Consider the following 14,561-nt stretch of genomic DNA (forward strand, 5'->3'; position numbering starts at 1 on the left):
CAGTCCGCCGGACACGGTAGACTGGATCTCGGTTTTTTGACAACTACATGGCTGTTCGCGCCCTCAGGGCCCCGGACAGTCCGCATCGGGAGAGAGGCTGCAGTGGCAACCACGAACGACATCAAGAACGGCACCGTCCTCAAGCTGGAGGGCAACCTCTGGAACGTCATCGAGTTCCAGCACGTGAAGCCGGGCAAGGGCGGCGCGTTCGTGCGCACCAAGCTCCGCAACGTGCTCTCCGGCAAGGTCGTGGACAAGACCTTCAACGCCGGCGCCAAGATCGAGACCGCCACGGTCGACCGCCGCGATTACACCTACCTGTACCAAGACGGCGCCGACTACGTCTTCATGGACGTGCAGGACTACGACCAGCTCACCGTGACCCCGGAGGTCGTCGGCAACGCGAAGAACTTCATGCTGGAGAACCAGCAGGTCATCATCGCCATGCACGACGGTTCGCCGCTGTACCTCGAAATGCCGGCCAGCGTCGTCCTCGAGATCACCTACACCGAGCCCGGCCTGCAGGGTGACCGTTCCTCCGCCGGCACCAAGCCCGCCACCGTGGAGACCGGCTACGAGATCCAGGTCCCGCTGTTCCTCGAGCAGGGCACCCGCGTCAAGGTCGACACCCGTGACGGCAGCTACCTGGGCCGGGTCACCGACTAGTGAGCGCCCGCGGCAAGGCCCGCAATCGGGCACTCGACATCCTGTTTGAAGCCGAGCAGCGTCAGGTCACCCCGTTCTCCGTGATCAAGGAGCGGCGTGAGCACACCGACCAGATCATCAACCCCTACACGGTGGAAGTGGTCGAAGGTGTGGTGTCGCTGCAGGAGACCATCGACGAGTTCCTGACCACCTACGCCCAGGGCTGGACCCTGGAGCGCATGCCCAATGTGGACCGGATCATCCTCCGCATCGGGACCTGGGAACTGCTCTACAACGAGGACGTGCCGGACAGCGTAGCCGTGAGCGAGGCCGTGAGCCTCGCCAAGACCCTGTCCACGGACGACTCACCCGCGTTCATCAACGGCCTGCTCGGCCGCTTGAAGGAGCTCAAGCCCACGCTGCTCGCCTGATCCCCGCAAGGGAACCAGCGCTCAGTGGTGGACGACGACGGCGGCCCGCCCCCTTTCCGGGGGCGGGCCGCCGTCGTCATCTGCGGACATCACAGTTCGCGAAGGTCTCTGTTCGCGGAGCGTTCAGGCGGTCACCAGGGACCGCAGCTGGCCGAGACGTTCCAGCAACCGGTGCTCGTCCTGCTGAAGCCGGGGGAGGTCCCGTCCGGTGAGGATCCGCTGGCGGGTGTAGGCCAGGGCCGTCGCGGTGCGGATGAGTTCGTGCATGGTCTTCTGGCGGCCGAACTGGGAGGCCCAGCGTTTGGCGGCCCGGCGTCCCTGACCTGTCGCGAAGAGTCCCACTTCCGGCCAGGTGAGCCAGCCGGCCGCGGCGTATTCGCTCAGTCGGGCGCGCGTGAGCTTGGCTTCGGCGACCCGGAGGAAGATGAACCCCAGGACCGCCAGGAAGAACAGCGGCATCTGGATCACGATGTAGAGCCAGAGGAAGTCCTGGCCCATGCTGTTCCACTGGTGATGCAGGAACATGGCGGGCAGCAGGCCCACGAAGAACGCCCCGATGGTCAGGCCCCGGTTCCAGCGGCGCGCCGCGAAGCCCATGAGCAGGCCGGTGGCGCCGGTGAACAGGGCATGCGCGAAGGGGGAGAGGATGCCGCGGAGGAAGACGATGGTCCAGAACGTCTGGCCGGCGCCTTCCTCGGCGGAGTAGATCCGGCCGAAGTAGAGGATGTTCTCCGTGAAGGCGAAGCCCGCGGCGATCGTGAAGGCGTAGACCAGTCCGTCCACCGGGCCGTCGAAGTATTTCCGGGCCAGGAGCGCCAGCAGGAGCAGGCCGAGCGACTTGGAGAACTCTTCGACGATCGGCGCTTCCACGGTGGCCAGGAAGGTCTGGACCTCCGCCTTGGTGGAATCCGGTGGCGCGAGCTGCAGGAAGAACGGCTGGATCACCACCGTGGTGGCGACCGCGACCGTGGCGCCCCAGAGCAGCGCGAAGAGCAGGAGCTTCCGCGGTTCGGGCTCCCAGCGGTCCATGAAGTAGACCGCCGTGAGCACGATCGCCAGCGGAATCAGGGAGGCGAAAAAGCCGCCCATGAACCCTTGCCCTCCGACGTTCGAGAGCAGCAGCGGCAGGACGAGCACCAGGCTGAGGAACGCGAGGACCCCGCCGATGATCATGAGCGCGAGCGTGGCGGGATTGATATTGCGATGCCGGCGGGGAGGCGCCCAGCCGGTCGGCGTCTGCTGCCAGGCGCCGTGGAACTGCTGGGGACCGGCGGGCCAGGCCGGCGCCTGGGTCTGCTGTGCCGGATAGGCCTGCTGCGGGAACCGCTGTCCTTGATCTTGTGGCGACGGATTCTGCTGCCACGCCTGAGGGCCGGGCGCAGGCTGCTGGAACGGCTGCTGGAAAGCCTGCGGCTGCGCGGGTTGCTGGTAGGGCTGCTGGCCCTGGAAGTGCTCACCCTGATACTGCTGACCCTGGTGCTGCTGGTCCTGATACCGCAGGGGCGCCGACGGCTGCAGAGGCGGGCGCCCGGCGTAGTTCGCCCCCGGCTGCGTGTAGCTCTCGGGATCGACCCGGCCGATCCAGCTCGGATTCAGCTGCTGGTCCTCGGGGACGAAGAAGGGTTCCGGCGCAGCTTGTGGCTGCCGGCCGGGGACCTGATGGCCTGAAGGGTCGTCGTGACCGTACGGTGGGGCGCTCATGATTCTCCATCGTATTGATTCGGAGGCTCGCCAGCCAGCACGCGGACGCAACGCGTCGGATGCGTCGCGGATCACGCCCGGCGGTGGCCGTCACACAGCGGTCCGGCCGGGGCCGTGTGGTAATTTTGGTACGCAATCATCCTTTTTTAATTCCGTCCCGTGAGGCGGGGAAAGGGGAGAGAGGCATGAATGACGCCACCAGTGCATCCTCGGCCGGGCAACCGGCCCAGCGCGTCGTCCTCAGCTCCGACGACATCGATCGCGCGTTGACCCGCATCGCCTTTGAGATCATCGAGGCGAACAAGGGGACCCAGGACCTCGTCCTGCTGGGCATTCCCCGTCGCGGCTACCCCCTCGCTCAGCGCCTGGCGCAGAAGATCGCCGCGGCACACCCCGGTTTCGACGTCCGGGAATCCCTCGGCCAGCTCGACGTCACCATGTTCCGTGACGATCTCGCTCATCAGCCCACGCGCTCCCCGCTTCCAACACAGCTCCCGAAGAGCGGCCTCGACGGCAAGGTCGTGGTCCTGGTCGATGACGTCCTCTACTCCGGCCGCACCATCCGCGCCGCGCTGGACGCCCTCGTGGACCTGGGTCGCCCCCGCATCGTCCGCTTGGCCGTCCTCGTGGACCGCGGGCACCGTGAACTGCCGATCCGGGCGGACCACGTGGGCAAGAACCTCCCCACTGCGAGCAGCGAGAAGGTCCGCGTGCACCTGAGCGAAGTCGATTCCGGTGACAACGAAGTCGTGATCGAGGCGGGCGCATGAAACACCTTCTCTCCACTCAGGACCTGAGCCGCCGCGACGCCCTGGACATCCTGGACACCGCGGAGGAGATGGCCCGCGTCGGCCAGCGGGAGGTCAAGAAGCTCCCCGCGCTCCGTGGGCGCACCGTTGTCAACCTCTTCTTCGAGGACTCGACCCGCACGCGCATCTCCTTCGAGGCCGCGGCCAAGCGTCTGTCCGCCGACGTCATCAACTTCTCCGCGAAGGGCTCCTCGGTGAGCAAGGGTGAGTCCCTGAAGGACACCGCCCAGACCCTCGCGGCGATCGGCGCCGACGCCGTCGTGATCCGGCACTGGGCGAGCGGTGCGCCGCAGCGGCTCGCCAACACGGACTGGATCGACGCCAAGATCCTCAACGCCGGCGACGGCACGCATGAACACCCCACGCAGGCCCTTCTGGACGCCTTCACGATGCGCCGGCACTGGGCGAAGATCGCCGGCGCCGACTCCGCAGGAACCGATCTGTCCGGGATGCGGGTCGCGATCGCCGGGGACGTCCTGCACTCCCGGGTGGCCCGCTCCAACGTCTGGCTGCTGCGGACCCTGGGCGCCAGCGTGACGCTCGTGGCCCCGCCCACCCTGCTGCCCGTCGGCGTCGAGAGCTGGCCCTGCGAGGTCAGCTACGACCTGGACGCCACGCTCGAGGCCGGCGTCGACTCGATGATGATGCTGCGCGTTCAGAAGGAGCGCATGCACGATTCCTTCTTCCCCTCGGCCCGCGAGTACTCGCGCCGCTGGGGCTTCGACGACGCGCGCCTCGAGGCGCTCGACCGTCACGGCCTGAAGGACACGATCATCATGCACCCCGGCCCCATGAACCGCGGCCTGGAGATCTCCTCCGCCGCCGCGGACTCGCCGCGCTCCACCGTCCTGGACCAGGTCAGCAATGGTGTGTCCGTCCGCATGGCGGCGCTCTACCTGCTCCTGGCCGGCGGCCGGGACGCCGAAGACCACAGCACCAAAGCCGTCACGGAGGGAATCCCCGCATGAGTTCCGACAACCACCTCCTCACGGGAGCCTCGCTCCTGGGCGGCGAGCCCACCGACATCCTGATCGCCGACGGTGTCATCGCCGCACTCGGCGCCGACGCCGCGGCCCACCCGCACGCCGAGGGCGCCACCGTGATCGACGCTTCGGGCCTCGTGGCTCTGCCGGGTCTCGTGGACGTTCACACCCACCTACGTGAGCCGGGCCGTGAGGACGCCGAGACTGTCGAGACCGGCACCCGCGCCGCGGCGCTGGGCGGCTACACCGCCGTGCACGCCATGGCGAACAGCTCCCCGGTGGCCGACACGGCCGGCGTCGTCGAGCAGGTCCACAGCCTCGGCCAGGCCTCAGGCTGGGTCGATGTGCGCCCCGTGGGCGCCGTCACCGTCGGCCTGGCCGGCGAACAGCTCGCCGAGCTGGGCGCCATGGCCGACTCCCGCGCTCAGGTGCGGATGTTCTCGGACGACGGCATCTGCGTCCACGACCCGGTCCTGATGCGCCGCGCCCTCGAATACGTCAAGGCCTTCGACGGCGTCATCGCCCAGCACGCCCAGGAGCCGCGCCTCACGGCGGGCGCCCAGATGAACGAAGGCGAGGTGTCCGCGGTCCTCGGCCTGGCCGGCTGGCCCGCGGTCGCCGAGGAGAGCATCATCGCCCGCGACGTGCTCCTGGCGCAGCACGTCGACTCCCGCCTGCACGTCTGCCATGTCTCCACGGCCGGCAGCGTGGAGATCATCCGCTGGGCCAAGCAGCGCGGCATCCGGGTCACCGCCGAGGTCACCCCGCACCACCTGCTGCTGACGGACGAACTGGTCCGCAGCTACGACCCGGTGTACAAGGTCAACCCGCCCCTCCGCACCCAGGAGGATGTGGTGGCTCTGCGCCAGGCCCTGGCCGAAGGCGTCATCGACGTCATCGGCACGGACCACGCGCCGCACCCGAGCGAGCACAAGGAGTGTGAGTGGGCGCAGGCCGCCATGGGCATGACGGGCCTCGAGACGGCACTGTCCGTCGTCCAGCACACCATGGTGGACAGCGGCCTCATGAGCTGGGCCGATGTGGCCCGCGTGATGTCCGAGGTCCCGGCAGAGGTCGGCCGCGTGGCCGACCAGGGCCGTCCGCTGGCCGTCGGAGAGCCCGCCAACATCACCCTTGTGGACCCGGCGGCGCGCTGGACCGTGGACGGCAAGACCATGGCCACCAAGGGCCGGAACACGCCGTTCCAGGGCATGGAGCTGCCGGGCAAGGTCCGGGCCACCTTCTTCCACGGCCACCCCACGGTGCTGGACGGGGCGCTCAACACTCCGCGCACCACCGTCGGGGCCTGAGCCATGGACAAGGTCCTGCCCGGCATCCTCATGCTGGCCCTCGGCGCGGCGGTCATCGGGCTGCTGTACGTGGGGTGGCGCAGCCGCCAGCGACGCCAGAGCGATCTGGAGCCGCTGCCCACGGTGCCTGAGCTCGGCGAGCCCGGTCTCGCCGTCGCAGGCCAGTACGTGGCCACGACGACGGCGGGGGACTGGCTGGACCGCGTGGCGGTCCACAGCCTGGGCATCCGCTCCCGGGCGGACCTGGCAGTCCACCCCGACGGCGTGCTGATCACGCGGCCGGGCTGCGAGGAACTCTTCATCCCGGCGGCCGACCTCGAAGAGGTCCGGCTGACCAGCGGCATGGCGGGGAAGTTCCTGGGCAAGGACCAGATCCTCGTCGCCACCTGGAAGCTGGGGGAGCGCAGCCTGGACACGGGTTTCCTGCCCCGGCACGGAGCCGACACCGAACCACTGCGGCAAGCCCTGGAGCGACTCCTGGGCCCCGCACGGGCCTGATGGCCCTCCGAAACGACATGACAGACCACACGAACGCGAACAAGAGGACACAGTGAGCATTCAAACGCCTGAGGCGAGCACCGGCGCGGCAGTTCTCGTCCTTGAAGACGGACGCATCTTCCGCGGCCAGAGCTACGGTGCCGTCGGCACCACTCTGGGGGAGGCCGTCTTCACCACCGGCATGACCGGCTACCAGGAGACCATCACGGACCCCTCCTACGCCCGTCAGATCGTGGTGCAGACCGCCCCGCACATCGGCAACACCGGCGTGAACGGTGAAGACGCCGAATCCCGCCGCATCTGGGTCGCCGGGTACGTGGTGCGAGACCCCGCCCGACGTCCCTCCAACTGGCGCAGCGAGGCCTCGCTCGACGAGGAGCTCGTCCGCCAGGGCATCGTGGGCATCCAGGGCGTGGACACCCGCGCCCTGACCCGCCACCTGCGCGAGCACAAGACCATGCGCGCCGGCATCTTCTCCGGCGAGGCCGCTCAGGCGAGCGACGCCGAGCTGCTGGCCGCCGTCCGCGCGAGCGAGCCGATGGAAGGCTCCCGCCTGGCCGAAGAGGTCAGCATCGACGAGGCGTACGTCGTCGAGCCGTCCGACCACGGCTGGGAGGGCGAGCCCCGCTTCACCATCGCCGCGATCGACCTCGGCATCAAGGCCATGACCCCGCAGCGTTTCGCCGAGCGCGGTGTGCGCGTCCACGTGCTGCCGGCCACGGCAACGCTGGAGGACGTCAAGGCCGTGAACCCGGACGGGTTCTTCATGTCCAACGGCCCCGGCGACCCCGCGACGGCGGACGCCCAGGTCAGCCTCCTGCGCTCCGTGCTGGACGAGAAGCTGCCGTACTTCGGCATCTGCTTCGGCAACCAGATCCTGGGCCGTGCGCTCGGCTTCGGCACGTACAAGCTGAAGTACGGACACCGAGGCATCAACCAGCCCGTCCTGGACCGCCGCACCGGCAAGGTGGAGATCACCTCGCAGAACCACGGCTTCGCGGTGGACGCCCCCATGGAGGGCGCCACCCAGGCCCCGGAGAGCCGCTTCGGCCGCGTCGAGGTGAGTCACGTGAGCCTCAACGACGACGTGGTCGAGGGCCTCTCCTGCCTCGACATCCCCGCGTTCTCCGTGCAGTACCACCCCGAGGCCGCCTCGGGTCCGCACGACGCCGCTTACCTCTTCGACCGCTTCATCGAGCTCATGGAAGCCGAGAGCGGCCAGACCAACCAGAAGGACAAGGACGCCTAAGCATGCCGAAACGTACAGACCTCAAGAGTGTCCTGGTCATCGGGTCCGGACCCATCGTCATCGGCCAGGCGGCCGAGTTCGACTACTCCGGCACGCAGGCCCTGCGTGTCCTGAAGGAGGAGGGCCTGCGGGTCATCCTGGTCAACTCCAACCCGGCCACCATCATGACCGACCCCGAATTCGCCGACGCCACCTACGTCGAGCCGATCACTCCCGAGGTGGTCGAGAAGATCATCGCCAAGGAGCGCCCCGACGCGGTCCTGCCGACCCTGGGCGGCCAGACGGCCCTCAACACGGCGATCGCGCTGGACAAGAACGGCGTGCTGGCCAAGTACGACGTCGAGCTGATCGGCGCGAACATCGCCGCGATCGAGCTGGGTGAGGACCGCGAGAAGTTCAAGGGCGTGGTCGAGCGCTGTGGCGCAGAGAGCGCCAAGAGCCACATCATCCACACCATGGACGAGGCCCTCGCGGCCGCCGAGGACCTCGGCTACCCCATGGTCGTCCGCCCGTCCTTCACCATGGGCGGCCTGGGCTCCGGCCTGGCGTACAACGAGAGCGATCTGCGCCGCATCGTCGGCCAGGGCCTCCAGTACAGCCCCACCAGCGAGGTGCTGCTCGAAGAGAGCATCCTCGGCTGGAAGGAGTACGAGCTGGAGATGATGCGCGACAAGAACGACAACGTCGTGGTCGTGTGCTCCATCGAGAACTTCGATCCGGTGGGCGTCCACACGGGTGACTCCATCACCGTGGCGCCGGCCCTGACGCTGACCGACCGCGAGTACCAGAAGCTGCGCGACGTCGCGATCGCCGTCATCCGTGAGGTCGGCGTCGACACCGGTGGCTGCAACATCCAGTTCGCCGTGAACCCGGAGACCGGCCGCGTGGTGGTCATCGAGATGAACCCGCGCGTGTCCCGCTCCTCGGCCCTGGCGTCCAAGGCGACCGGCTTCGCGATCGCCAAGATCGCCACGAAGCTCTCGCTCGGCTACACCCTGGATGAGATCCCCAACGACATCACCCAGAAGACCCCGGCTTCCTTCGAGCCGACCCTCGACTACGTCGTGGTCAAGGTCCCGCGCTTCGCGTTCGAGAAGTTCCCGGCGGCGGACCCGACCCTGACGACCACCATGAAGAGCGTCGGCGAAGCCATGGCCCTCGGCCGCAACTTCACCGAGGCCCTCCAGAAGGCCCTCCGCTCGCTCGAGCAGAAGGGCGCCACGCTGGACTTCAACCACGTCCCCGAGTGGGAGGTGGAGGAGCTCCTGGAGAAGGCCAAGCGCCCCACCACCGAGCGTCTGCACCAGGTGCAGCGTGCCCTCCTGGGCGGCGCCACGGTCGAGCAGGTCTTCGAGGCCACCAAGATCGACCCCTGGTTCCTGGACCAGCTCCAGCTCCTCAACGAGGTCGCCGGCACCATCCGCAGCAGCGAGGCCCTGACGCCGGAGATGCTGCGCCTGGCGAAGCGTCACGGCTTCTCGGACGCCCAGATCGGCGCCCTGACCAACAACCCGGAGGCCGTGGTCCGCGGCGTGCGCCAGGCGCTCTCCATCCGCCCGGTCTACAAGACCGTGGACACCTGCGCCGCCGAGTTCGCCGCGTACACCCCGTACCACTACTCGTCCTACGACGAGGAGGACGAGGTGGGCCTGCACTCCAAGCCGTCAGTCATCATCCTCGGCTCCGGCCCGAACCGCATCGGCCAGGGCATCGAGTTCGACTACTCCTGCGTGCACGCCTCCATGGCGCTGCGCAAGGCCGGCTACGAGACCGTCATGGTCAACTGCAACCCGGAGACCGTGTCCACGGACTACGACGTGTCCACCCGCCTGTACTTCGAGCCCCTCACCCTGGAGGACGTGCTCGAGGTCATCGCGGCGGAGGAGCGCACCGGCGGTGTCATGGGCGTGTTCGTCCAGCTCGGCGGCCAGACGCCGCTCAAGCTGGCCCAGGAACTGGCTGACGCCGGCGTCCCGATCCTCGGCACCCAGCCGGAGGCCATCGACCTCGCCGAGCACCGTGGCGAGTTCTCCCGCGTGCTGGACAACGCCGGCCTGATCGCCCCGAAGAACGGCACCGCCGTCTCCTTCGACGACGCCAAGAAGATCGCCGATGAGATCGGGTACCCGGTCCTGGTGCGCCCGTCCTACGTGCTGGGCGGCCGCGGCATGGAGATCGTCTACGACGAGGCCAACCTGTCCCGTTACATCGCCAACGCCACCGAGATCACCCCGGACCACCCGGTCCTGATCGACCGCTTCCTTGAGGACGCCGTCGAGATCGACGTCGACGCCCTCTTCGACGGCACCGACATGTACCTGGGCGGCATCATGGAGCACATCGAGGAGGCCGGCGTCCACTCCGGTGACTCCGCCTGTGTGCTGCCTCCGATCACCCTCGGCAAGAACGTGATCGAGCGTGTCCGCAACGCCACCCGCGCCATCGCGGAGGGTGTGGGCGTGCGTGGCCTCATCAACATCCAGTTCGCCCTCGCCTCGGACGTCCTGTACGTGCTGGAAGCCAACCCCCGCGCCTCCCGCACCGTGCCGTTCGTCTCCAAAGCCACCGGCGTGCAGATGGCGAAGGCGGCCGCGCTGATCGGCGTCGGCGTCACGATCCACCAGCTCCGCACCGCGTACAAGATGCTCCCCGAGCAGGGCGACGGCGCGAACCTCCCGCTGGAGGCCCCGGTGGCCGTCAAGGAGGCCGTGCTGCCCTTCAGCCGCTTCCGCACCGAGGACGGCCACGTGGTCGACTCCCTGCTCGGCCCGGAGATGCGCTCGACCGGTGAGGTCATGGGCATCGACAAGCACTTCGACACGGCGTTCGCCAAGAGCCAGGCCGGCGCGAACAACCCGCTGCCCCGTGAGGGCCGCGTGTTCGTCTCGGTCGCGAACCGTGACAAGCGCGCCGTGATCCTGGCGGTCAAGCGCCTCTCGGATCTGGGCTACGAGATCGTGTCCACCGGTGGCACTGCGGAGGTGCTCCAGCGCAACGGCATCCAGGCGACCCTCGTGCGCAAGGTCGCCGAGGGCCAGGGCTCCGGCGAGGGCGAGAACACGATCGTGGACCGCATCGTCGCCGGCGAGATCGACATGGTCTTCAACACCCCGTCCGGTGGCGAAGCCCGCGGGGACGGCTACGAGATCCGCGCAGCGGCCACCTCGATCGGCATCCCGTGCATCACCACGGTCGCGGAGTTCAACGTGGCCGTGCAGGCCATGGAGGCCATCCGCACCTACGAATGGGATGTCACCAGCCTGCAGGAGCACGCGGCGAACCTCGCGGCGGTCCGCAATGGCTGACCAGACCACGACGGCGGGCGCCGGCTTCGGCGCCCGCCTGGCGGAGGCCATGGCCTCCCTCGGTCCCCTCTGCGTGGGCATCGACCCGCACCCCGGTCTCCTGGAGGCCTGGGGGCTGGACGACTCGGCCGTGGGGCTCAAGGAGTTCTCCGCACGTGTCCTGGAGGCCGCCGCGGGCCGCGTGGCCGCCATCAAGCCCCAGGTGGCCCTGTACGAGCGGCACGGTTCGGCCGGCCTGGCGGTTCTCGAGGGTCTGCTCGCGGACGCCGCCTCGGCCGGGGTGCTGACGATCGCCGACGCCAAGCGCGGTGACATCGGCTCCACGATGGCCGCCTATGCAGACGCGTGGCTGTCGCCGTCGTCGCCTCTCGCGGCGGACGCCGTGACGCTCAGCCCGTACCTCGGCTTCGAGTCGCTCCGTCCGGCCCTCGACCTCGCGGCGGCCCACGGCCGCGGCGTGTTCGTCCTGGCGCTCACCTCCAACCCGGAGGGCGCGAGCGTCCAGCACGTCGGGGGAGAGGCCTCCGTGGCCCGTCGGATCATCGAGGCGGCCGCGGCGGAGAACGCCGGCGCGTCCGGTCTGGGCTCGGTAGGACTCGTCGTCGGCGCGACCGTCGGTGCGGCGATCGACGAGCTGGGTCTCGACCTCGCCGCGCTCAACGGCCCCATCCTGGCTCCCGGCCTCGGGGCCCAGGGCGCCACGGCCGAGGACATGCGCCGGACCTTCGGCGCGGCCTACCCCTTCGTCCTGGGCACGTCCAGCCGCGACATCCTCAAGGACGGCCCGTCCGTCCAGGGGCTCGTGGCGGGCATCGAGAGGACGCTCGCCGGCCTGCGCTGACCGTCCGGGCCGGCCCTCGGAGCGCCTGGACCTGCCGCTCAGCTGGGAGGTCGCCGAAATCGGTGACCTCCCAGCTATGGTGCCGGACGTCACTTTCAGGTAGGTTCGCATCAACCGTCAGTCGCGCCCATAGCCATGGGCGCCCGGAGGTGGGAGATGCCATGAGCCTGCGAGTTCTGACCAGCACGGAACGAAGTGCCGCCCTTGCGAAAGCAGCAGCGGCCCGTCAGGTCCGTGCTCGCCTCAAAGAGGCGCTGAAATCCGGGGAACTGACCGTGCCGCAGGTCCTGGCGCAGGCGGAGGATGACCCCGCCATCGCACGGCTCAAGGTCTCCGAACTGCTCGAGTCCTTCCCGGGCATCGGCCGCGTCAGGTCGCAGGCGATCATGACGCAATTGCGCATCGCCCCGTCACGCAGGGTCCGGGGCCTCGGCGTCCACCAGCGCAAGGCCCTGATAGATTTTCTGGAAGACAAATAGTTCAGGCGGCCCACGGGCGGCCTATGACCAGAGGACACCGTGAGCTCACTTTCCGGTCTCACCGTGCTCGCCGGACCCACCGCGGTCGGCAAGGGCACGGTCTCCACGTACATCCGTGACAACTACCCGCAGGTCTGGCTGTCGGTCTCCGCGACCACACGGCCCCCGCGGCCCGGGGAGCAGGAAGGCGTCCACTACTTCTTCAAGTCCGCCGAGGAGTTCGACCGGCTGGCCGAGGAGGGTGAATTCCTGGAGTGGGCCGTGGTGCACGGCGTCAACCGATACGGCACGCTGAGGAGCACGGTGGAGGCCGCACTGGCGGACGGGAAGCATGTCCTGCTGGAGATCGACCTTCAGGGAGCCCGCCAGGTCAAGGCCAGCGTCCCGGACGCCCGCTTCGTGTTCCTGGCCCCGCCGAGCTGGGATGAAATGGTCCGCCGACTGGTCGGCCGCGGCACGGAAAGCCCGGAGGAACAGCAGCGCCGGCTGGAAACCGCTAAACTGGAACTTGCTGCCGAGCCGGAGTTCGACCACACCGTGGTCAATGACGATGTCCGGCGTGCAGCCGACGAACTTGTCCAGCTGATGGGTTTGACCCCGAACCCTCGCTGAAAAGCCGCCATGACGCGGCGTCTGCTCACCGGCGGGCGCCATCCCGGCCCCTCTCTGAGGAGCCGGGGACTGAACACCGAGAAGATCCTGGAGAACACCGTGTCCACCAACCTTGAGGGCATCATCAACCCGCCGATCGATCAGCTGCTCGAAGCCGCTGACTCGAAGTACGGCCTGGTCATCTTCGGTGCCAAGCGTGCCCGCCAGATCAACGCGTACTACGCCCAGCTGAACGAGGGCCTCTTCGAGTACGTCGGTCCGCTCGTCGAGACCAAGATGAACGAGAAGCCGCTCTCCATCGCCCTGCGCGAGATCAACGAGGGCCTTCTGGAGTGCAAGCCGGTCGAGAGCACCGAAGAAGCCGAGTGATCCGGCGCCGGATCAACGGCGCCAGAGACTGAACCAAGGAGACGCGCATGCGGATCGTCCTGGGTGTCGGAGGAGGGATCGCGGCCTTCAAGGTCGCGTCCCTCCTTCGTCTTTTCACCGAACAGGGTCATCAGGTCAACGTCGTGCCCACGGAGGCGGCACTCCACTTCGTGGGGCAGGCCACCTGGGAGGCGCTGTCCGGCCATCCCGTGAGCACCTCCGTGTTCGAGCACGTGGAGCAGGTGAATCACGTCCGGCTCGGCCAGGAGGCCGATCTGGTGGTGGTCGCTCCGGCCACGGCCAACATCCTGGCCCGCTCGGCTCATGGCCTGGCCGACGATCTGCTCGGCAACACGCTCCTCGTCGCCACCTGTCCGGTGCTGTTCGCCCCCGCCATGCACACCGAGATGTGGCGGCACCCCGCGACGCAGGCCAATGTGGCGACCCTCCGCGCGCACGGCGCCCACGTGCTGGACCCCGACGTCGGTCGTCTGACCGGCAAGGACAGCGGTCCGGGCCGCCTTCCGGAGCCGCAGGCCATCTTCGCGGCCGCGATGGCGCTGGTCTCCGCTCCTGACGAGGCGCACGACGCCGGATCCGCCGGGGCGCTGCTGACCGGGAAGCGGGTGCTCGTCTCCGCCGGCGGCACGCAGGAGCCTCTCGATCCGGTCCGGTTCCTCGGCAACCGGTCGTCCGGCAAGCAGGGCATCGCCCTGGCCGCCGCGGCCCGCGACGCCGGCGCCGCGGTGACGCTCGTGGCCGCCCACGTGGAGGTCGCGCTTCCGGCGGGGGTCGACGTCGTGCGCGTGGGCACCGCCGAGGAACTGCGGGAGGTCATGACCCGCGAGGCGGCGTCCGCCGACGTCGTGCTCATGGCCGCTGCCGTGGCTGATTTCCGCCCCGCGGAACGGTCCGGCACCAAGATCAAGAAGCGGGCCGAGGGCACCGATCCGGTGATCGAGCTGGTCCGCAATCCCGACATCCTGGCCGAGCTGGTGCGGCTCCGTGCCGAGGAAGGCCGGGAACAGCTGATCCTGGGCTTCGCCGCGGAGACGGGCGATGATTCGGGCAGTGTCCTCGAGTACGCCCGCCAGAAGCTCGAGCGCAAGGGCTGTGACCTCCTGGTGGTGAACCACGTGGGGGAGTCGAAGGTCTTCGGTCAGGACGTGAATTCCGTGGAGATCCTGTCCCGGACCGACCGTGAGATGCAGCACGTGGAGGGTTCGAAGAACCTCGTGGCCGAGGCGATCGTGCACCGTGTCGCCGCGGAGTTGCGCGGCTGAACGGGGCGGGTCCACAGGCGTGTCCCGCGCCGTCGTCCACATAACG

General features: G+C 68.7%; 14 protein-coding genes. 13 read left to right on the forward strand and 1 reads right to left on the reverse strand.

Annotated elements, in window-relative coordinates; all coding sequences use genetic code 11:
- The first annotated feature begins 102 nt into the window (after positions 1-102).
- Positions 103-666, forward strand: a complete 564-nt coding sequence (efp, locus tag P9849_RS07440) for an elongation factor P (protein ID WP_066212696.1) — start codon at positions 103-105, stop codon at positions 664-666.
- Complete coding sequence (gene nusB / locus P9849_RS07445) at positions 666-1,076, forward strand: transcription antitermination factor NusB (RefSeq protein WP_066212693.1); 411 nt, start codon at positions 666-668, stop codon at positions 1,074-1,076. Before efp ends, nusB begins: the two co-directional genes overlap by 1 nt.
- A 123-nt stretch (positions 1,077-1,199) precedes the next feature.
- Here nusB and P9849_RS07450 read toward each other — a convergent pair whose 3' ends face one another.
- Positions 1,200-2,777: a PrsW family intramembrane metalloprotease gene (locus P9849_RS07450; protein WP_347567921.1), complete on the reverse strand. Its 1,578-nt coding sequence runs from the start codon at positions 2,775-2,777 to the stop codon at positions 1,200-1,202.
- A 185-nt stretch (positions 2,778-2,962) separates the two neighbouring features.
- Between P9849_RS07450 and pyrR the strand changes: the two genes are divergently transcribed.
- From pyrR to coaBC, 11 genes are all read left to right on the forward strand, one after another.
- On the forward strand, positions 2,963-3,547 hold the full coding sequence (gene pyrR, locus P9849_RS07455; RefSeq protein ID WP_278268990.1) for a bifunctional pyr operon transcriptional regulator/uracil phosphoribosyltransferase PyrR: 585 nt from the start codon (positions 2,963-2,965) through the stop codon (positions 3,545-3,547).
- Complete coding sequence (locus tag P9849_RS07460; protein WP_278268991.1) at positions 3,544-4,554, forward strand: aspartate carbamoyltransferase catalytic subunit; 1,011 nt, start codon at positions 3,544-3,546, stop codon at positions 4,552-4,554. Before pyrR ends, P9849_RS07460 begins: the two co-directional genes overlap by 4 nt.
- Positions 4,551-5,879, forward strand: coding sequence for a dihydroorotase (locus P9849_RS07465; protein ID WP_278268992.1), 1,329 nt, complete (start codon positions 4,551-4,553; stop codon positions 5,877-5,879). Before P9849_RS07460 ends, P9849_RS07465 begins: the two co-directional genes overlap by 4 nt.
- Positions 5,880-5,882: 3 nt before the next feature.
- Positions 5,883-6,377, forward strand: a complete 495-nt coding sequence (locus P9849_RS07470; protein ID WP_278268993.1) for a hypothetical protein — start codon at positions 5,883-5,885, stop codon at positions 6,375-6,377.
- A 52-nt stretch (positions 6,378-6,429) separates the two neighbouring features.
- A complete protein-coding gene (gene carA / locus P9849_RS07475; RefSeq protein WP_278268995.1) occupies positions 6,430-7,626 on the forward strand; it encodes a glutamine-hydrolyzing carbamoyl-phosphate synthase small subunit in 1,197 nt (398 codons plus the stop codon).
- Between the two features lie 2 nt (positions 7,627-7,628).
- Positions 7,629-10,931, forward strand: a complete 3,303-nt coding sequence (carB, locus tag P9849_RS07480) for a carbamoyl-phosphate synthase large subunit (protein ID WP_278268996.1) — start codon at positions 7,629-7,631, stop codon at positions 10,929-10,931.
- Entirely contained in the window at positions 10,924-11,772 is an 849-nt protein-coding gene (gene pyrF / locus P9849_RS07485) for an orotidine-5'-phosphate decarboxylase (protein WP_278268997.1), read from the forward strand. Before carB ends, pyrF begins: the two co-directional genes overlap by 8 nt.
- A 161-nt stretch (positions 11,773-11,933) precedes the next feature.
- Entirely contained in the window at positions 11,934-12,251 is a 318-nt protein-coding gene (gene mihF / locus P9849_RS07490) for an integration host factor, actinobacterial type (protein WP_066212666.1), read from the forward strand.
- 39 nt (positions 12,252-12,290) lie between these two features.
- Positions 12,291-12,863 (forward strand): guanylate kinase, encoded by a 573-nt coding sequence (gene gmk / locus P9849_RS07495; RefSeq protein ID WP_278268998.1) that lies wholly within the window; start codon positions 12,291-12,293, stop codon positions 12,861-12,863.
- A 99-nt stretch (positions 12,864-12,962) separates the two neighbouring features.
- Positions 12,963-13,232: a DNA-directed RNA polymerase subunit omega gene (gene rpoZ / locus P9849_RS07500; protein ID WP_066213096.1), complete on the forward strand. Its 270-nt coding sequence runs from the start codon at positions 12,963-12,965 to the stop codon at positions 13,230-13,232.
- A gap of 47 nt (positions 13,233-13,279) precedes the next feature.
- On the forward strand, positions 13,280-14,515 hold the full coding sequence (gene coaBC / locus P9849_RS07505; protein ID WP_278268999.1) for a bifunctional phosphopantothenoylcysteine decarboxylase/phosphopantothenate--cysteine ligase CoaBC: 1,236 nt from the start codon (positions 13,280-13,282) through the stop codon (positions 14,513-14,515).
- Positions 14,516-14,561: the final 46 nt, after the last annotated feature.

This window comes from Arthrobacter sp. Y-9, assembly GCF_029690065.1.
Taxonomy (GTDB): Bacteria; Actinomycetota; Actinomycetes; order Actinomycetales; family Micrococcaceae; genus Arthrobacter_E.